Annotated in this window: 20 protein-coding genes; 9 read left to right on the top strand and 11 right to left on the bottom strand. The window is 46.6% G+C overall.

The window, feature by feature from the left end:
* The first annotated feature begins 47 nt into the window (after window positions 1-47).
* Entirely contained in the window at window positions 48-692 is a 645-nt protein-coding gene (locus FD968_RS08770; RefSeq protein ID WP_215368128.1) for a VTT domain-containing protein, read from the top strand.
* Between the two features lie 10 nt (window positions 693-702).
* Here FD968_RS08770 and FD968_RS08765 read toward each other — a convergent pair whose 3' ends face one another.
* Both FD968_RS08765 and murJ read right to left on the bottom strand, forming a co-directional pair.
* Complete coding sequence (locus FD968_RS08765; RefSeq protein ID WP_215365625.1) at window positions 703-1,545, bottom strand: SirB1 family protein; 843 nt, start codon at window positions 1,543-1,545, stop codon at window positions 703-705.
* Window positions 1,546-1,550: 5 nt separating this feature from the next.
* Window positions 1,551-3,104 carry a murein biosynthesis integral membrane protein MurJ gene (murJ, locus tag FD968_RS08760; RefSeq protein WP_215365623.1) on the bottom strand — a complete coding sequence of 518 codons (1,554 nt, stop codon included), beginning with the start codon at window positions 3,102-3,104 and terminating at the stop codon, window positions 1,551-1,553.
* 151 nt (window positions 3,105-3,255) lie between these two features.
* On the opposite strand from murJ, the gene rpsT reads away from it, so the two are divergent.
* The gene (gene rpsT / locus FD968_RS08755) at window positions 3,256-3,522 is read left to right on the top strand and encodes a 30S ribosomal protein S20 (RefSeq protein WP_215365621.1); all 267 of its coding nucleotides are present in this window, start codon (window positions 3,256-3,258) and stop codon (window positions 3,520-3,522) included.
* 80 nt (window positions 3,523-3,602) lie between these two features.
* Here rpsT and FD968_RS08750 read toward each other — a convergent pair whose 3' ends face one another.
* On the bottom strand, window positions 3,603-3,911 hold the full coding sequence (locus FD968_RS08750) for a DUF3579 domain-containing protein (protein ID WP_215365619.1): 309 nt from the start codon (window positions 3,909-3,911) through the stop codon (window positions 3,603-3,605).
* A 152-nt stretch (window positions 3,912-4,063) separates the two neighbouring features.
* On the opposite strand from FD968_RS08750, the gene argF reads away from it, so the two are divergent.
* From argF to FD968_RS08730, 4 genes are all read left to right on the top strand, one after another.
* Window positions 4,064-5,011 (top strand): ornithine carbamoyltransferase, encoded by a 948-nt coding sequence (gene argF / locus FD968_RS08745; RefSeq protein ID WP_215368127.1) that lies wholly within the window; start codon window positions 4,064-4,066, stop codon window positions 5,009-5,011.
* Between the two features lie 45 nt (window positions 5,012-5,056).
* Complete coding sequence (locus tag FD968_RS08740) at window positions 5,057-6,289, top strand: argininosuccinate synthase (protein WP_215365617.1); 1,233 nt, start codon at window positions 5,057-5,059, stop codon at window positions 6,287-6,289.
* Between the two features lie 40 nt (window positions 6,290-6,329).
* Window positions 6,330-6,635: a pyrimidine/purine nucleoside phosphorylase gene (locus FD968_RS08735; protein ID WP_215365615.1), complete on the top strand. Its 306-nt coding sequence runs from the start codon at window positions 6,330-6,332 to the stop codon at window positions 6,633-6,635.
* A gap of 70 nt (window positions 6,636-6,705) precedes the next feature.
* Entirely contained in the window at window positions 6,706-7,446 is a 741-nt protein-coding gene (locus tag FD968_RS08730) for an alpha/beta hydrolase (protein ID WP_215365613.1), read from the top strand.
* A 10-nt stretch (window positions 7,447-7,456) separates the two neighbouring features.
* Here the strand turns inward: FD968_RS08730 and FD968_RS08725 are convergent, their stop codons facing one another.
* Both FD968_RS08725 and FD968_RS08720 read right to left on the bottom strand, forming a co-directional pair.
* Complete coding sequence (locus FD968_RS08725; RefSeq protein ID WP_215365611.1) at window positions 7,457-7,909, bottom strand: DUF192 domain-containing protein; 453 nt, start codon at window positions 7,907-7,909, stop codon at window positions 7,457-7,459.
* Window positions 7,910-7,993: 84 nt separating this feature from the next.
* Window positions 7,994-8,197: a cold-shock protein gene (locus FD968_RS08720; protein WP_011903586.1), complete on the bottom strand. Its 204-nt coding sequence runs from the start codon at window positions 8,195-8,197 to the stop codon at window positions 7,994-7,996.
* A 277-nt stretch (window positions 8,198-8,474) separates the two neighbouring features.
* Between FD968_RS08720 and clpS the strand changes: the two genes are divergently transcribed.
* The 3 genes from clpS to FD968_RS08705 are packed head-to-tail and all read left to right on the top strand — an operon-like array spanning window position 8,475 to window position 11,413.
* Window positions 8,475-8,831 (top strand): ATP-dependent Clp protease adapter ClpS, encoded by a 357-nt coding sequence (gene clpS / locus FD968_RS08715; RefSeq protein WP_251367558.1) that lies wholly within the window; start codon window positions 8,475-8,477, stop codon window positions 8,829-8,831.
* Complete coding sequence (gene clpA / locus FD968_RS08710; RefSeq protein WP_215365609.1) at window positions 8,828-11,134, top strand: ATP-dependent Clp protease ATP-binding subunit ClpA; 2,307 nt, start codon at window positions 8,828-8,830, stop codon at window positions 11,132-11,134. The genes clpS and clpA overlap by 4 nt, the downstream gene beginning before the upstream one ends.
* A 42-nt stretch (window positions 11,135-11,176) precedes the next feature.
* Complete coding sequence (locus FD968_RS08705) at window positions 11,177-11,413, top strand: hypothetical protein (RefSeq protein WP_215365608.1); 237 nt, start codon at window positions 11,177-11,179, stop codon at window positions 11,411-11,413.
* A gap of 60 nt (window positions 11,414-11,473) precedes the next feature.
* Here FD968_RS08705 and FD968_RS08700 read toward each other — a convergent pair whose 3' ends face one another.
* Genes FD968_RS08700 through FD968_RS08675 form a run of 6 tightly spaced genes read right to left on the bottom strand, consistent with a single transcriptional unit; the run spans window position 11,474 to window position 18,024 of the window.
* The gene (locus tag FD968_RS08700) at window positions 11,474-12,016 is read right to left on the bottom strand and encodes a nucleoside deaminase (protein WP_215365605.1); all 543 of its coding nucleotides are present in this window, start codon (window positions 12,014-12,016) and stop codon (window positions 11,474-11,476) included.
* A 3-nt stretch (window positions 12,017-12,019) separates the two neighbouring features.
* Window positions 12,020-12,469, bottom strand: a complete 450-nt coding sequence (gene dut / locus FD968_RS08695; RefSeq protein ID WP_215365603.1) for a dUTP diphosphatase — start codon at window positions 12,467-12,469, stop codon at window positions 12,020-12,022.
* A gap of 34 nt (window positions 12,470-12,503) precedes the next feature.
* The gene (gene coaBC / locus FD968_RS08690; RefSeq protein ID WP_215365601.1) at window positions 12,504-13,715 is read right to left on the bottom strand and encodes a bifunctional phosphopantothenoylcysteine decarboxylase/phosphopantothenate--cysteine ligase CoaBC; all 1,212 of its coding nucleotides are present in this window, start codon (window positions 13,713-13,715) and stop codon (window positions 12,504-12,506) included.
* Between the two features lie 9 nt (window positions 13,716-13,724).
* Complete coding sequence (gene lspA / locus FD968_RS08685; RefSeq protein WP_215365599.1) at window positions 13,725-14,213, bottom strand: signal peptidase II; 489 nt, start codon at window positions 14,211-14,213, stop codon at window positions 13,725-13,727.
* Window positions 14,214-14,219: 6 nt separating this feature from the next.
* Entirely contained in the window at window positions 14,220-17,099 is a 2,880-nt protein-coding gene (ileS, locus tag FD968_RS08680; protein ID WP_371817761.1) for an isoleucine--tRNA ligase, read from the bottom strand.
* Window positions 17,074-18,024, bottom strand: coding sequence for a bifunctional riboflavin kinase/FAD synthetase (locus tag FD968_RS08675; protein WP_215365595.1), 951 nt, complete (start codon window positions 18,022-18,024; stop codon window positions 17,074-17,076). Before FD968_RS08675 ends, ileS begins: the two co-directional genes overlap by 26 nt.
* Window positions 18,025-18,035: the final 11 nt, after the last annotated feature.

Here is an 18,035-nt window from a genome sequence, read left to right as displayed (position 1 = left end):
AGAGCCTGTTAATATCCGCATCAAACCTATCATTGGAGCGTAAGTTGATTGATACCCTTTTGCAGTTAAGCGATTTATTGCTACATATTGATCGCCATTTAGATATTGTGATTTCACAATACGGTCCTTGGGCATACGGGTTGCTATTTGCGATAGTGTTTGCAGAAACGGGTCTTGTTGTTGCACCATTTTTGCCAGGTGATTCGCTTCTATTCATTGCGGGCGCTTATTGCGCTACAGAGCACTTCAATCTTTGGACTTTGTGTATTGGTTTGTTGGTTGCGGCAGTGGCAGGCAATACAGTGAACTACTTTATTGGCCGCTGGATTGGCAAGAAGGTATTTAGCAGTAAATCACGCTGGATTGATCAAGGCGCCTTACTCAAGACACACGCTTTTTATGAGAAGCATGGCGGCAAAACCATTATTGTTGCGCGCTTCTTGCCGATTATCCGAACCTTTGCCCCGTTTATTGCTGGCGTATCTGAGATGAATTTCTCACGCTTTCAGTTTTTCAATATCACTGGAGCAGTGCTCTGGGTATTTGGTCTAGTGATCGCAGGATATTTCTTTGGCAACATTCCTGTGATTCGTCAAAACTTAAATGTGATTGTGCTAATCGGCATTGGTGCTGCAGCGATACCAGTCGTTCTTGCTGCGCTCTACAAAATTTTTCAGCGTAAGAAAAACTAATCAATCTTGCTTAATGCAGTTTGGTTTGGCTTTCCAAAGTCGCGATGTGTTCGCGAATGTCGCCTGCGTCTTCAGCTTCAGGAGCTTCGCTGAGATAGCGATGCATATCCGCCAGGGCGGGGCGTAAATACTCTAACTGTGCAAAGATCAGACCGCGATCTCTGATCTCCTCAATCGAGTCCGGCAGCAAAATCACCAAGCGTTCCTGAATGCCCAACAGACGCTCCCAGCGCTCATGTTCGGAGTAAATCATTTTGAGGTTGCGTAAGAAGCGCGACAAGATTTCTCTTGGGCTAGAGGCCCGCAGGAAGACATTCAGCGGGAGGCTGAGCTCGCCGCGATAGCCCTTCGCATCAAGGTAGGGGTCAAGCATTTCTTGTAATTGATTCTTTGAAAGTGAATCACCGGTCAATGGATCCATAATCACTTCACCCTGTTGCAATGAAATGCGCATCATGAAGTGATTCGGAAATGAAACGCCGCGAATCTTCAATCCAATTTGTTGGCCTAGCTCTATCATCAAAATCGCTAATGAGATCGGAATGCCTCTGCGATTCTCCAGCACATAGTGCAAATAAGAATTTTCAGGCGCATAAAAATCATTTGCGTTTGGTCCAAAGCCTAGCTCGGTGTAAAAGAAATGCTTCAGAATTTGCAAGCGCTGAATTGGTGAAGTATCAGGAGTAATGCGTGCCTTTAATTTATTACCCAACTCGTCGAGATGATCGAGCACGCCTTGCACATCCAGATCAGGATAGGCATGTTGTGCTACTGCGATTGCCGCCTCCGTTAACGGGAAGTGCTCGTCTTCAGTAACTAATGAAGTGAAATAGTCGAGTTGTTGTGTTGGCATACATCCTATTTTGCATGACGCAAGAATTTTTGCCAGCGAATTCCGACTAAAGCCAGAGCGCTAAAGTAAACCAGGGCCGCAACAGCTAGCCACATCGCCAATAGCCCAATACGGGTCCAGGGTTCGGCCTGGAGGGCGATCCAGTTATGTGCATTAGCCGCATAAAAAAGTACTGCCCCAAAGGGAATTAACGCCAGAACGAGCTGTCCTAAATACTTTGCCCAGGCTGCGCTTGGAAGGGCGCCCCGTTTATGCAGGCCAACCCACAAAAGGGCGGCATTAAGGCAGGCGCCGGTACCAACGGAGAGCGCAAGACCTGCATGCCCTAACCAAGGAACAAATACTAGGTTGGCCAACTGTGTTGCCACTAAAACAAACAAGCCGATTTTGACTGGAGTACGAATGTCTTGGCGCGAATAGAATCCAGGCGCCAAAATTTTGACGAGGATTAATCCAATGAGACCAACGCCATAGGCTGCTAAAGCGCGTTGCGTCATCAACACGTCGAGCGCATTGAATTTTCCGTAGTGATATAAGACTGCAGCCAATGGTTCGCCAAAAATAAATAGTGCGATGGCCGATGGTGCAGCAAGCAAGAAAGTCAGTTGTAATCCCCAAATCAATAATTCACCAGCATGAACTAAATCATTCTTAGCATTAGCTTTGCTCAAACTTGGCAGCAATACGGTGCCTAATGCAACACCAAGTAGTGCCGTTGGAAACTCCATTAAACGATCAGCATATGAGAGCCACGAGACGCTGCCGGCTTGTAGACGTGATGCAATATTGGTATTAATGATCAAAGAAATTTGTGCAACCGACACGGCAAAGACGGCTGGCCCCATCAATTTGAGTACGCGCCTTGCATCAGGATTGGCGATGGCGGCTTTGATTGCGCCTGGGAGTAAACCTATACGCGGCAAGAGACCAAGACGCGCTAGCGCAGGAATTTGGATGGCTAATTGCAACACGCCGCCCAATAGAACGCCAATGCTAAGTGCGTAAATTGGTTGCTCTAAATGCGGCGCCAAAAAGATAGCGCTACCGATTAGGGCGAGATTCAGTAAGACGGGCGTGAAAGCTGGAATGGCAAAGCGGTGATAAGTATTTAGTATCCCGGCTGAGAGGGAGACCATTGAAATCAGCCCGATATAGGGGAACATGATTTGGGTCATCACAACGCTGGCGTCATAGGCTGGTCCACCACTAAAGCCTGTAGCAATGATCAAAATGAGCAAGGGGGCGCCAATGACTCCAAGCAATACCGTGAGCAGTAAAGCCCAAAATAAGAGCGTGGCGACCGCATTAATGAGGGTTTTGGCCTTGTTTTGATCCTCATTTGTGGAAATTTCACCCAAAATCGGTACAAAAGCCTGAGAAAAGGCCCCTTCGGCAAAAAGACGGCGGAGCAAATTGGGTAGCCTAAAAGCCACATTAAAGGCATCCGTCCACTCGGAAGCCCCGAAACTACGGGCAATCAGGGTCTCCCGTAGCAGCCCCGTAATACGGGAGAGCATGGTCAGGGAGCTAACCTTGGCAGCGGCAGAAAGCAGGTTCATGAGCCGATTTTCACCTATTTATGGGTGGACTGGGCTTTTTTGCCCCTTTCAGGTAAAATCTTGGGTTTTGGCGAGCTTGCTTATGTATCTAGCAAGTCCGCGAGATTTTTAACTAATCGCATTTTGCAATTTATAGAGGCAAGGTTTAAAGATGGCCAATACAGCACAAGCGCGTAAGCGCGCACGCCAGGCAGTAAAACAGAACGAGCACAATTCTAGCTTGCGTTCAAAGCTTCGCACTTCCGTTAAGGCAGTTCGTAAAGCTATTGAAACTGGTGATAAAGCTGCTGCAGCGAAGGTATTCGCAGCAACTCAATCAACAATCGATAAGATTGCTGATAAAAAGATTGCTCATAAAAATACTGCAGCACGTCAAAAGTCACGTTTGTCTGCAGCTATCAAGGCGATGGCAGCGTAATTTAGTAATAGTTTTAGGCTGGTCGAATCAAGTTTCGACCTAAGCCCGCTCCTTATCAGAGCGGGTTTTTGTTTTTAGGGCTAGGTTTGGGGTTTGGGTTCAAACTCACAGGCTTCTTCAATCGGTAGGCTATTGTCTTTGGCAAAGTTCATGACAAAGTCGAGCGCTCTTGGATCGAGGTCACCTAGCCTAGTATCGATGACAACGCATTTCACTTTTGCAATAAGCACTGGTCTGACATAGGGCGAATAAGTGAAGCGAGGGTCTCCAGAATCTCCTGGAGGGCGAAAAGTAGCCATCACCCCGCAAAGACGCTCCGCCCAATCACTGGGCCGAAATGGTTTTCCAGAAGTGGTAATGCCTTGAATGAAAAGCTTTTTGTGGTTCAAGTTGGCGTAAAGAAGTTCGTAAGAATCAGTATTGCTAAGCCCTCTAGCTTAACAGCCTGAGGTGGTCGTAAGATGGCTTTATGTTCTATTTTCGTGCAGTTGAAAGTTCTAAGAAAAAAATGCAAGCCAAAACTTTAGTAGAAAGCTCAACTATGACATCTCTGGCAAAGCCTCAAGTGCCTGGTCAGGTAAGGCACTACCTGCAGTTTTCTGACCTCACTCGTGAAGAGTATGACTATCTACTCAAAAGATCGGCATGGCTAAAGTCAAAGTTCAAGAGTTATGAGACTTGGCATCCTTTGCATGACCGTACCTTAGCTATGATTTTTGAAAAGCATTCCACACGTACTCGCCTGTCATTCGAAGCGGGTATTCATCAGCTTGGTGGTCACGCTGTATACCTAAACACCCGCGATACTCAGTTAGGTCGTGGCGAGCCTGTAGAGGACGCCGCACAGGTGATTTCACGGATGACCGACATCATCATGATTCGTACCTTTGGTCAGGAGATCATTGAGCGTTTTGCCGCGAACTCTCGCGTGCCGGTGATTAATGGCCTAACCAATGAATATCATCCTTGCCAAGTGTTGGCGGACATCTTTACTTTCGTGGAAGCCCGCGGACCAATTCAAGGAAAAACCGTTGCTTGGGTTGGTGATGCCAACAACATGGCCTACACCTGGATACAGGCAGCTGAGTGTTTGGATTTCCAGTTGCGCTTTTCTGCGCCCGAGGGCTATCAGTTAGATCCTGCGCGTTTAACAAAGAATGCCGCGAAACATTTAACTGTTTGCGCTGATCCAAAAGATGCTTGTAAAGGTGCCGACCTAGTAAGCACTGATGTATGGACTAGCATGGGCTATGAGGCTGAAAATAACTCTCGTATGAATGCTTTCCAGGACTGGATGGTTGATGAAGAGTTAATGTCTTTAGCAAAGCCAGATGCTTTGTTTATGCATTGCTTGCCAGCGCACCGTGGTGAAGAAGTTTCTGCAGGTGTCATTGATGGTCCGCAAAGTATTGTGTGGGAAGAGGCGGAAAATCGTTTGCACGTGCAAAAAGCCCTGATGGAGTATTTGCTCTGCGGCCGTTTGGATTAAATTATTTGCAATTCGTTTTAATTAATTTTGATTGAATAAGAAATCATGTCCGATATTAAAAAAGCTGTACTAGCCTATTCCGGTGGACTCGACACTAGCGTGATCTTGAAGTGGCTTCAAGATACCTATGGTTGTGAGATCGTTACTTTTACGGCTGACCTAGGCCAGGGTGAAGAGCTGGAACCAGCGCGTGCCAAGGCTTTGCAGTTTGGCATCAAGCCAGAGAATATTTTTATTGATGACTTGCGTGAAGAGTTTGTACGCGACTTTGTATTCCCTATGTTCCGCGCCAATACGATTTACGAAGGCGAATATTTATTGGGTACTTCCATTGCGCGTCCATTGATCGCAAAACGTCAAATTGAAATCGCTCGCCTAACGGGGGCTGACTCTGTATCCCACGGCGCAACTGGCAAAGGTAACGACCAAGTTCGCTTTGAGTTGGGTTACTACGCGCTTGAGCCAGGCATCAAGGTCATTGCGCCATGGCGCGAATGGGATCTCCTCTCACGTGAGAAGTTGATGGCTTATGCTGAAAAGCACGGCATCCCTGTTGAGATGAAGCATAAGCAAGGCGGCTCACCCTATTCTATGGATGCAAACTTATTGCACATCAGCTATGAGGGCCGTCACCTCGAGAACCCAAATGCAGAGGCTGAAGAGTCTATGTGGCGTTGGACAGTTTCTCCAGAGAAAGCTCCAGACGCTCCAGAAATTATTGAAATTGAATTTAAAGCTGGTGATCCAGTAGCGATTAATGGTAAAGCGTACAAACCGCATGAGCTATTGGCTGAACTCAATCGGGTTGGTGGCATGCATGGCATTGGCCGCCTTGACTTGGTAGAGAACCGTTTTGTTGGTATGAAGAGCCGTGGTTGCTACGAGACTCCCGGCGGCACTATTCTTTTGAAGGCACATCGTGGCATTGAGAGTATTACTCTTGATCGCGAAGTAGCTCACTTGAAAGATGATTTGATGCCACGCTACGCCAGCTTGATTTATAACGGCTTATGGTGGTCCCCTGAGCGTCTAGCCTTACAAACCTTGATTGATCACACCCAACAGATGGTCAATGGCGTAGTTCGCCTCAAGCTCTACAAGGGTTCTGTATCCGTGATTTCACGTGATTCTGCCAATACTTTGTTTGATCAAAATATTGCCACCTTTGATGATGATGGTGGCGCCTACAACCAAGCGGATGCCGGCGGCTTTATTAAACTCAATGCCTTGCGTATGCGCATTGCTGAAATCGCAAAGCGTAAGCGCACACAGAAATAATCAGAAGCTATTAGAACTAAACGAAATAGAAAGAACTCAGATGCAATTTGATCAAGTGTCAGTAGGTAAAAAAGCCAATGTGTATTTTGACGGTAAGTGTGTATCACACACAGTGACCTTACCTAACGGTATACGCAAGTCCGTTGGCGTAGTATTGCCAAGCACCTTACGTTTTGATCTCAGTACTAAAGAGATCATGGAAGTAGTTGACGGCAATGCTTTTGTTAGTATCAACGGCGCCCCTGAGCAAGAGTTCAATGCCGGTCAAAGCTGGGAAGTGGAAAAGGGCGGTTATTTCATTATTCGCGCTGAGCAACCAGTGCACTATGTCTGCCACTTTGAATAACTGGGAAATGTTTCCACTAAAAGACCACCTTCGGGTGGTTTTTTATTTTTCTGCATGTAAGAATCCATGCATGAAGATCATTTATTTAATTGCTGCAATCGGAATGCTGATTTCCTCCGCCGTGCATTCCCAGGTTTTTGATGTGCCCTACAAGGACGATGCTCCGACAAGAACATTATTGACCCCAGTTAAGAATGCCAAGGCAGTTGTATTGCTGTTTCCTGGTGGCGGCGGCGTCTTAAATTTACAGAATGATGGCTCAACTACTAATGGCCATACTTTTGTAAGATCCAAGGATCTCTGGGCTCAGTATGGAATCGATTCTGTATTGGTGGATACCCCGTATGACTTGGGAGCTGGCTTACGAAATTCAAGGTCCATCAGAGATCATCAACAAAGAATTTTGAATGTCGTGAATTACTACAAAGAAAAGTTCAATTTGCCAGTATGGATATTTGGCCACAGTATGGGGACTGTGAGCGTTACGGAATTTGTTAATGGCGGTAAGGAAAAAGAAAAGCTGATCGCTGGGCTTATCGTTGCAGGTACTTATCGATCTGCAACGGTGGATTCAGATGTCAAAGTGCCGGTGCTGGCAATTCATCATGTGGAAGATGGATGTGCGAATACACCTTTTGTTACCTCTGAGAGAATCATCGATAGCCGTCCCAAGCAATCTATCTCGCAATTTGTTGCAATGGATGGTGGCGTTAGTGAGGGCGATGTTTGTGCATCAAGGTCTTATCACGGCTTCAATCAAAAAGAGCCAGAGTTTGTTAAAGCAGCTGCCCAGTTCATATTGAAGAACTAGGCTAAGGTGATTACCGCCTTGGCAATCCCGTAATCACTGAGCCCGGCCCGATCACCCTATCTGAGAACCATTGCCTATTCATCTCAAGGGCATAGCGTACTGCTGCTTTCGGGCAATGATTGTTGGTTGTCTCAGCTTGCATCTCTTCTATATTCACAATCTTGCCGTCATCTGCAATGAATGCAATGGACAGTGGAATCTTGGTGTTGTTCATCCAGAAACAATGCCCCGCCTTTTGTTCAAAGAGAAAGAGCATTCCAGAATTTGTAGGCATGCTGGTGCGATTCATTAGCCCCACCTCTCTTGCTTTCGGCGTGTCTGCCAATTCAGCTTGGATGCGGTAAATGCCTGTTTTGAGTTCAATGGTTGGCAGTCCAACATTGAGCTGTGCCCAAGCCATAATGGGACCAATCAATAAGGCGATCGCGAAAAGCTTCTGAGTCAGTTTTTTGTTTGTATGCATGTAAGAGATTTTAAGTGAGCTAAATTGCAGGCGAAAAAAAACCCAGGAACGAATCCTGGGTTTTCCATAATGATCTAAGGACTATTAAGCCGCTTGGATATTGGTAGCTTGCTTGCCTTTAGGGCCTTGGGTAATGTCAAACGTTACCTTTTGGTTTTCCTTGAGTGTTTTAAACCCAGGCATAGTAATTGCGCTGAAATGCGCGAACAACTCTTCTTCACCATCATCAGGTTTGATAAAGCCAAAACCTTTTGCATCATTGAACCACTTAACAATTCCGGTCGCCATGCGAACTCCATTACATAAACTTAAAACAACCGTGATGAGGGTAAATACTTTTTAATCAGTCTCAATCCACAACACGCCTAAATAGAACCTCTTTTGAAGCCTACCCCCCGATTGTTTGCCCTTTTTGTAGGGGTGTCAAGGAGTTATATGTGGATACCCCCTAGAAATTACCCCTTTTTTTCTCGAAAAATGCCCCAATATGGGTTAAACAAGGGTTTTATGAGGGTTTTTCGCAACAAGACCCTGGTTAAATCAAGTTTAGATATCTGTGTTTAGAATGTTTCTCATGAGCCGCACACCCAAAAACCCTACTACTGGCGTTCCCGCCAATCCATACATTGAGGACACCCTTCTTCTCGAAAAACAGGTCGAGCAAGTTAAGGCTCCATCCATGTATAAAGTTTTATTACTGAATGACGATTACACACCAATGGAATTTGTAGTGATGGTCATTCAGGAGTATTTTAATAAGGACCACGAAACAGCAACGCGCATCATGTTGCAGGTCCATTTGGTTGGCAAAGGTGTTTGCGGAATTTTTACCCGCGACGTTGCTGCTACCAAAGTGCATCAAGTTATTGAATTATCCCGTGAAGCGGGTCACCCACTACAGTGCACTATGGAGGAAGTATGATTGCCCAAGAACTAGAAGTAAGTTTGCACATGGCGTTTGTTGACGCACGGGCATCAAGACATGAGTTCATTACTGTAGAACATTTGTTAGCGGCCTTGCTTGACAATGCTACTGCGGTTGAGGTGCTCAAGGCCTGTGCGGTCAATATCGCAGAGTTGCGTGCGCAACTGAAAAACTTTATCAATGACAACACCCCAGTGGTCCCTGGCAATGATGAAGTGGATACACAGCCAACTTTAGGATTTCAGCGAGTAATTCAACGTGCGATCATGCACGTGCAATCGACGTCTAATGGTAAGAAAGAAGTGACTGGCGCCAATGTGTTGGTAGCGATCTTTGGTGAAAAAGATTCACACGCTGTTTACTTCTTACAGCAACAAGGTGTTACCCGTTTAGATGTGGTGAACTTCATCAGTCATGGTGTTCGTAAAGATCAAACTGAGCACGTTAAACCTGCTGACACTACTCAAGAAACTGAAGAAGCAGCTTCTTCCGGCAAAGAGAGTCCATTAGATCAATACACACAGAACCTTAATGCTTTGGCTCGCCAAGGCAAGATCGATCCCTTGATCGGTCGTGAAAGTGAAGTGGAGCGGGTGATTCAAGTGCTCTGCCGTCGTCGCAAGAACAATCCACTCTTGGTGGGCGAAGCTGGTGTTGGTAAGACCGCCATCGCCGAAGGTCTGGCTTGGAGAATCGTTAAAGGGGATGTTCCTGACATCCTAGCCAATGCAACGGTGTATTCCTTGGATATGGGCGCGCTACTGGCCGGCACTAAATACCGTGGTGATTTTGAGCAACGCCTTAAGAGCGTACTCAAGTCATTAAAAGATCATGCGCATGGCGTGTTGTTTATTGACGAGATTCATACCTTGATTGGTGCTGGCGCTGCATCTGGCGGAACATTGGACGCAAGCAATTTATTGAAGCCTGCTTTATCTAATGGCCAACTCAAATGTATCGGCGCTACTACCTTTACCGAGTACCGTGGCATCTTTGAAAAAGACGCTGCTTTATCGCGCCGCTTCCAGAAGGTTGATGTGGTTGAGCCAACGGTTGATCAAACTGTGCAAATTTTGCGCGGCCTTAAATCTCGCTTCGAAGAACACCATAGCGTTAAATATGCTGCTGGTGCATTAGTAGCCGCGGCCGAACTTTCTGCTCGGTATATCAATGATCGCCATTTGCCAGATAAAGCAATCGACGTAATTGATGAAGCGGGGGCCGCGCAACGCATCTTGCCAAAGTCTAAGCAGAAGAAAACGATTGGTCGCCCTGAGATCGAAGAGATCGTAGCCAAGATTGCGCGCATACCGCCACAATCAGTTACTGTGGATGATCGCAGCAAGTTGCAAACTTTGGATCGCGATATTAAGAGCGTGGTATTTGGTCAAGATCCTGCCATTGAGGCTTTGGCCAGCGCCATTAAGATGACGCGTGCTGGTCTTGGCAAGATCGATCGCCCAATTGGTTCATTCTTGTTCTCGGGCCCAACTGGCGTTGGTAAGACTGAAGTAGCGAAACAACTCGCCTATATCCTGGGCATTGAGCTTTTGCGCTTTGATATGTCTGAATACATGGAGCGTCATGCGGTAAGTCGTTTGATTGGCGCGCCTCCAGGCTATGTTGGTTTTGACCAGGGTGGATTATTAACGGAAGCTGTGAATAAGAAACCCCATTGCGTACTATTACTCGACGAGATTGAAAAAGCTCACCCAGATATTTTCAACATTCTCTTGCAGGTGATGGATCACGGTACTTTGACAGATAACAACGGTCGCAAGACTGACTTCCGTAATGTGATCATCATCATGACTACGAATGCTGGTGCTGAAGCAATGCAGAAGTCGACTATTGGCTTTACCAATGCGCGTGAGTCTGGTGATGAGATGGCTGATATTAAGAAGTTCTTCACGCCTGAGTTCCGCAATCGCTTGGATGCTATCGTTTCCTTCAAAGCCCTTGATGAAACTATCATCATGCGTGTCGTTGACAAGTTCTTAATGCAGCTAGAAGAGCAGTTGCATGAGAAGAAAGTGGATGCCACCTTCAGTACTGCATTGCGGGCACACTTAGCTAAGCATGGTTTTGATCCATTGATGGGTGCTCGTCCGATGCAGCGCATTATTCAGGACACTGTTCGGAAGGCGCTGGCCGACGAGTTGCTTTTTGGCAAGCTGGCGCAAGGCGGTCATGTGGATGTGGATATCGATGAAGACGGAAAAGTCCAGCTGAATTTTGAGGCTCCCAAATTACCTGGTAAAGCCGCTAAGGTAGATGTCGCACCCGCAGAAGAAATTTAAGTAAAAACAGTTAGCACCCATACATCACTAAAAAAGGAAGATATGTCCCACCATCACGATAAATTACTTGAAGCTTTTGAAACCTACAAAGCCGAGAATGAAAAGTTTCAAGGTAAAGGTATCAAGGCCTCAGCGGCACGTGCACGCAAGGCTTTGCAAGAGATTGCTGGATCTTGTAAAGAGCGTCGTAAAGAAATTACTGCTGAAAAAGAGTCTCGTGAAGGTGCTGGCGCTGGTATGTCACAAGATGCTGCGCGCAAAGCGCATATCCGTAAGTAAGTTGATTCGCTCTTAATAAAAAAGCCACCTATGGGTGGCTTTTTTATTAAGCATTACTGATCATCGCTTTCGATGAATAAATAAGGCATTACATTCTGATTCAAGAATGCCGCCTAGTAATTGAGTCTGACTAAAGCTATTTCCTTGGTTGATGTCTTTGGCGCTAAAGGTAAAGATATCAATACCAGTTTTTTTGATGGACTCTGCTGAGCTGCCATAGACAACGCCTCCAATGCCTGCCCAAACTAGAGCGCTCATGCACATCGGGCATGGTTCACCAGTAGTGTAGAGAACACAGTCTCCCCAATTTTTATTGCCTTGCTGACTTACATAGTTGTTGATGCAGACCATTTCGCCATGAAGGACGGGGTTCTGAAAGGTTTGATTCACCCCTTTGGCAAGTATTGATCCATTACTTGCATTGGTAATAACGGCTCCAAATGGATAGGATGCGTTTTGTGCGCCCATGCCAATTGCTGCACGCATTGCCGCTTCATGCTGCTTCATCGGAATGGATGAAAGAGTTGTTTTCGCTCTAACGCCGCAACTAAGCCCGGCTAAGCCAATGCCACAAAGGCAAATGAGAGCCCTACGGCGATTCATTGCTTAGGCTCTACCAGTGCTGCCAAAGCCGCCAGCACCACGACTGCTCTCAGTAAACTCTTCAACGACTTTAAGTTCAACTTGCTGGACTGGCATCACAACCAATTGAGCAAGACGCTCCATGGGTTCTAGTTTGAATGCAGTAGATCCGCGATTCCAGGTGCTCACCATCAATTGGCCTTGGTAATCAGAGTCAATCAGGCCAACTAAGTTACCTAAGACGATCCCATGCTTATGACCTAAGCCTGAGCGAGGAAGAATGAATGCGGCATAACGTGGATCTTCTACGTAGATAGCTAAGCCAGTTGGGACTAGGACTGTCTGGCCTGGAGCAATCTCAATCGTTTCATCAATGCAAGCACGTAGATCTAATCCAGCACTACCAGGGGTGCCATAAGTAGGCAGTTGATCGCGCATACGTTCATCGAGTATTTTGACTTGGAGAGATTGCATGGAATTTCCTAAAACAGGGGGGATAAAGAAAGGCTTAAATCTTTTTGGCGACAAGCTGAATGAGTTGGCGTGCCAAGTACAATTTTTCGGCTTTAGCTATTTTCTTGCTGCCAGTTGCATCAATAACAAGCAATTGATTTAAATCGCTGCCAAAAGTATCAGGGCCAATATTGCCAACAATCATTGGAATGCCTTTGCGCTTCCGCTTTTCATCGGCATGCTTTTCCAAATCTGTAGATTCGGCAGCAAAGCCCACGCAGTATGGGTAAGGTTTACCGCCTTTCGTTTTTACTGCCTTCGCAACATCCAAAAGAATGTCTGGATTTGCAATAAATTCAAGGCTTGGAGCGGCCTTGCCTTGGCGTTTAATTTTTTCTTTGGCTGGCTTGGCAATACCCCAGTCTGCTACTGCTGCTACCGCAAAGAACACATCACAATCTGTTGCGGCCAAAGTTGCGGCGTGCATTTCTTTGGCGCTTACGACGTTGGTGCGAGTAATTCTTCCAGTAGCCTCAAGCGGGGTAGCTAGCGCACAAGGCCCAGCAACGAGATGGACTTGAGCGCCAGCCTCTAAAGCTGCTTGTGCGATGGCAAAGCCCATCTTGCCAGAGCTATGATTGGTAATGCCACGTACTGGATCGATTGCTTCAAAAGTGGGACCGGCAGTGATTAATACCTTTTTGCCGGCTAAAGTTTTCTTTTGAAAGAAGGCGATCACTTGCTCGGCAATTTCTGCGGGTTCGAGCATTCTGCCCATACCCACTTCACCACAAGCCTGAAAGCCACTAGCAGGGCCCAGCAGGGTAACACCATCTTTTGCAAGACGTTCCACGCTTCGTTGAGTGGCTGCATGCTCCCACATTTGTTTATTCATCGCCGGAGCAAGCAAAAGTGGACAATCCTTCGCTAAGCAAAGCGTGCTGAGCAAATCATCTGCCAAGCCAAGGGAAAGTTTGGCCATTAGATCTGCGCTCGTTGGCGCAATCAGAATGACATCAGCAGAGCGTGATAGCTCGATGTGAGCCATATTGTTTGCAATACTGTTATCCCACTGACTTGTGTAAACCGGATTGCCTGTCAAGGCCTGCATTGTGACTGGCGTTACAAATTGTTGTGCGGCTTCAGTCATGACAACTTGAACAGAGGCGCCTTCTTGCATCAATAAGCGTGCAAGCTCAGGCGTCTTGTAGGCAGCAATGCCACCAGAGATGCCAAGAACGATTTTCTTATTTAAAAGTGATTGCATGGCGCCAGCTTAATGGGATTGGGCAGATTTGCCAAATGACTTACGCAATTCGCCCCAAATAATGAAGGCAGCACCAATACAAATAGCGCTATCGGCGATATTGAAGGCTGGCCAATGCCAGTTTGCATAATGCAGATCAATGAAATCGACTACAGCGCCATACATGATGCGATCCAAAACATTGCCAACTGCACCACCCAGAATAAGGCTGAGGGATACACATAGCAATTTGTCGTTCAGACTCTTGCGTAATAGGTAAATGATGTAAATGCTGGCTAAGATGCCAAGAATAGTAAAAAACCAACGTTGCCAACCAGAGCTCTGAGCTAGAAAAGAAAATGCGGCACCAGGATTAAAGAGCAGTAGCCAATTCAGAAACGGCAGTACAGGCTCAGGAACTCCCAATTGCAAATTACTCAATGCTGACCACTTACTCAACTGATCTAAGAGTAAGGTCGTAGTGGCGATAGCCAAATAGCGAAGCATTGAGAGATTCATCAAATATTAGGCAAATAAGCGGTGGTCACCATCACCGAAGAGATTGCTAATGCAGCGACCACAAAGCTCTGGATGATCAGCGTTCGCCCCTACATCTTGGGTGTGATGCCAGCAACGTCCACATTTTTTATATTGACTGCCGCGAACCAAGACTTCTAAGCCTTCATTGCTAAGTTCAATATTCGCGCTTGAGGTGATCGTCACGAAACGCAAGTCATCTTCAAGGGAATGCAGGATTGCGAAATCAACATCTCCTAATTTGATCGTGAGTTCTGCTTGTAGAGATGAGCCAACATGGCCTGCCTCACGCTCAACTTCAATCGCCTTAGTTACTTCAGAGCGGATCTCGCGAATGCGATTCCATTTAGCGAGTAATTCATTGGCATGGGCGATTTCTGGCAAAGTGCCAAACTCTTCCATGAAGATGGATTCAGAAGGCTTGGAGCCTGAGCCATGTGGAAATGCTTGCCAGGCTTCCTCGGCAGTAAACGAGAGAAATGGCGATAACCATTTCAAAAGATTTTTGGTGATGTAAAAGAGTGCATTCTGGGCTGCGCGGCGATCAGGCGAATCTGGTGCGCTTGTATAGAGACGATCTTTCAGAATATCCAAATAGAAGCCACCAAGATCTTCTGAGCAGAACGACAGCATGCGAGCTACTGCAGGATGGAATTCATAGGATTTATAGTGCGTCTCGATTTCGTTTTGGATTTGATTCGCCAGTGCGACTGCATAGCGATCGATCTCAAGCCAATGCTCGGGAGCCATGGTATGTTTGCTTGGATCAAAATCTGAGAGATTGGCCAGCAAGAAGCGCAAGGTATTGCGAATGCGGCGATAGCTCTCAGTAACGCGTTTGAGAATCTCATCAGAGATGGTCATCTCGCCGGAGTAATCGGTTGATGCTACCCAAAGGCGAATAATTTCTGCGCCGAGTTTGTCAGCTACTTGTTGTGGCGCAATAACATTGCCTACAGACTTACTCATCTTGCGACCTTGACCATCCACGGTAAAGCCGTGAGTCAGGAGCGCCTTGTAAGGTGGCTTGCCATCGAGCATTGCACCAGTCAGCAATGAAGAGTGGAACCAGCCGCGGTGTTGGTCTGAACCCTCGAGGTACAAATCAGCCAGGCGACCGTTTGGTGTTTCAGCATCGGCAGTGAGCAATTCATTACGATGTGAGCCGCGAATCACATGCCAGTGTGTCGTGCCTGAATCGAACCATACGTCTAAGGTATCTCGATTCTTCTCGTATTGAGAAGCCTCATCACCAAGCAACTCAGAAACTTCAAGTTGCTGCCACGCTTCAATGCCACCCTTTTCAACGCGCTTAGCAACTTCCTCAAGCAACTCAACAGTGCGTGGATGCGGATCACCAGTTTCTTTGTGAACAAAGAAAGCCATTGGCACACCCCATTGGCGCTGACGTGACAAGGTCCAGTCAGGGCGATTGGCAATCATGCTGTGTAGACGTTGCTTGCCCCAAGCGGGGAAGAATTCAGTGCTATCAATACCAGCTAGCGCAGTTTCACGCAGGCTAGCGTTACCATCGACTGGCTTTTTATCCATGCTCGCAAACCACTGTGAAGTGGCACGATAAATAATGGGCGACTTATGACGCCAGCAATGCATGTAGGAGTGGGTATAGGTTTTATCACGCAACAAGCTGCCTGCTTCGCGCATTGCTTCCACAATCTTAGGATTGGCTTTCCAGATATATTCATTTGCAAAGAGCGGCAACCAAGATGCATATACCCCATTGCCCATCACGGGATTGAGAATATCTTTGTCAGCTAATTTGTTTGCTTTGCAAGACTTAAAGTCTTCTTCGCCGTAAGCAGGCGCAGAGTGAACAATGCCCGTACCAGTATCAAGCGTGACATATTCAGCAACATAGATTGGTGATAGACGCTTATAGCCTTCATGCAATGGTGCTAGTGGATGCCAGAAAGAAATATTTGCCAACTGTGTGCCTAGGCAAGTAGCAATCACTTTGCCCTCGAGACCATAGTCTTGCAAGCAAGTTTCAACACGATCTTTTGCCAGGATTAATAGTTTGTCACCAACATCAACCAATGCATAAGTGAGTTCTGGGTGAACGTTCATTGCCTGGTTTGCAGGAATGGTCCAAGGGGTTGTTGTCCAGATCACAATTTGACCTGGCTTATTCGGTAGCTCAGAAAGTCCAAACGCTTTAGCAAGTTGTGGACGCTGTGTATCCTCAAACGCAAATCCAACATCAACGGTTGGATCCGTTTTATCTTGATATTCCACTTCAGCCTCTGCCAGTGCAGAGCCGCAATCAAAACACCAGTTCACTGGTTTGAGGCCACGGAAGACGTAACCCTTTTCCCAAATCTTGCCTAAGGCGCGAATTTCATCGGCCTCATTACGGTAACTCATGGTGAGGTAGGGGTTATTCCAGTCGCCCAATACACCTAGACGCTCGAAGTCTTTCTTTTGCTTATCGACCTGCACTTGAGCATAGGCACGAGCTTTGGCTTGTACTTCTGCGGTAGGCAGGTTCTTGCCAAATTGTTTTTCAATCTGAATTTCAATTGGCATGCCATGACAATCCCAACCTGGCACATAGGCGGAGTCATAGCCCATCAGCCAACGGGATTTGACAATCATGTCTTTCAAAATCTTGTTTACTGCGTGACCAATATGAATGTCGCCATTCGCATATGGAGGGCCATCATGCAAAATGAATTTAGGTTGATTGGCATGTGCTGCACGAATCTTTTCATAGAGCTTATTTTTTTGCCACTGAGCAACCCATAGCGGTTCTCGCTTCGCTAGGTCTCCCCGCATTGGGAATGCGGTATCTAGAAGATTAACGGGATAAGAATTTTCTTTTTCAGACATAAGCTTTTTTCTGGAAATAATTTCTGGCATGCTTTGCATCAGCTGCAATCGCATTTGTTAGGGTGTCGAGATCGTCATATTTTGCCTCGTCACGAATTTTTTCTAAGAGCTCTACGGTAATAATTTTTCCGTACACATCTTGTTGGTAATCGAAGATATGGGTCTCTAGTAATACACGTCCTTCATCTTCTACCGTAGGCCTTACTCCCAGGCTAGCTACGGCTGGCAGGGGCTTATCACTCAGGCCTAATACCTGTGCAGTAAAGATTCCGGTGGTGGCCGGTTTGCGATGATGCAAATGATTAGCAACTGCCAAGTTCAAAGTGGGAAATCCTAATTTGCGACCGAGTTGCTGGCCATGAATCACGTGTCCAGAAATTCCATAGGGGCGACCCAATAATTTTTCAGCTTGCCGCATGTCACCATTAGCCAGTGCGGTGCGTAATGCTGAGCTGGAGATACGCTCACCATCTTCTAAGATGGTTTGAATGCTGGATACTTCAAAGCCATATTTTTCACCTGCAGCTTTGAGACTTGCAAAATTACCGGCACGTTTTGCACCATAGCAAAAATCATCGCCAATCAAAATCCATTTTGCATTGAGGCGTTTGACAATAATTTCCGATACAAATTCTTCAGGTGAGAGGCGTGCAAAGGCAGCATTGAAATGTTCAACCACCACACGATCGATACCGAGCTCAGCTAGAGCTGCTAACTTGTCTCGTAAATTCAGAATGCGAGGGGGTGATTGCTCGGGGGAGAAGAATTCCTTTGGATGCGGCTCAAAGGTCATGACGCAACTCACGAGATTTCGCTCCAAGGCGCCATCGACCAGTTGCTTGAGCAAGGCGCGATGACCCCTGTGCACGCCATCGAAATTCCCGATGGTTAGGGCACAAGCAGGTCCTGCAGAAAACTGGGTCGGGCCACGGAATACGTTCACAAAATCGCTTT

Origin of the sequence: Polynucleobacter sp. AP-Titi-500A-B4, assembly GCF_018688095.1 — a bacterium.
In the GTDB taxonomy this organism is placed as follows: domain Bacteria; phylum Pseudomonadota; class Gammaproteobacteria; order Burkholderiales; family Burkholderiaceae; genus Polynucleobacter.
Note: the sequence above shows the minus strand (reverse complement) of the source record. Positions and strands in the feature narration are given on the sequence as shown.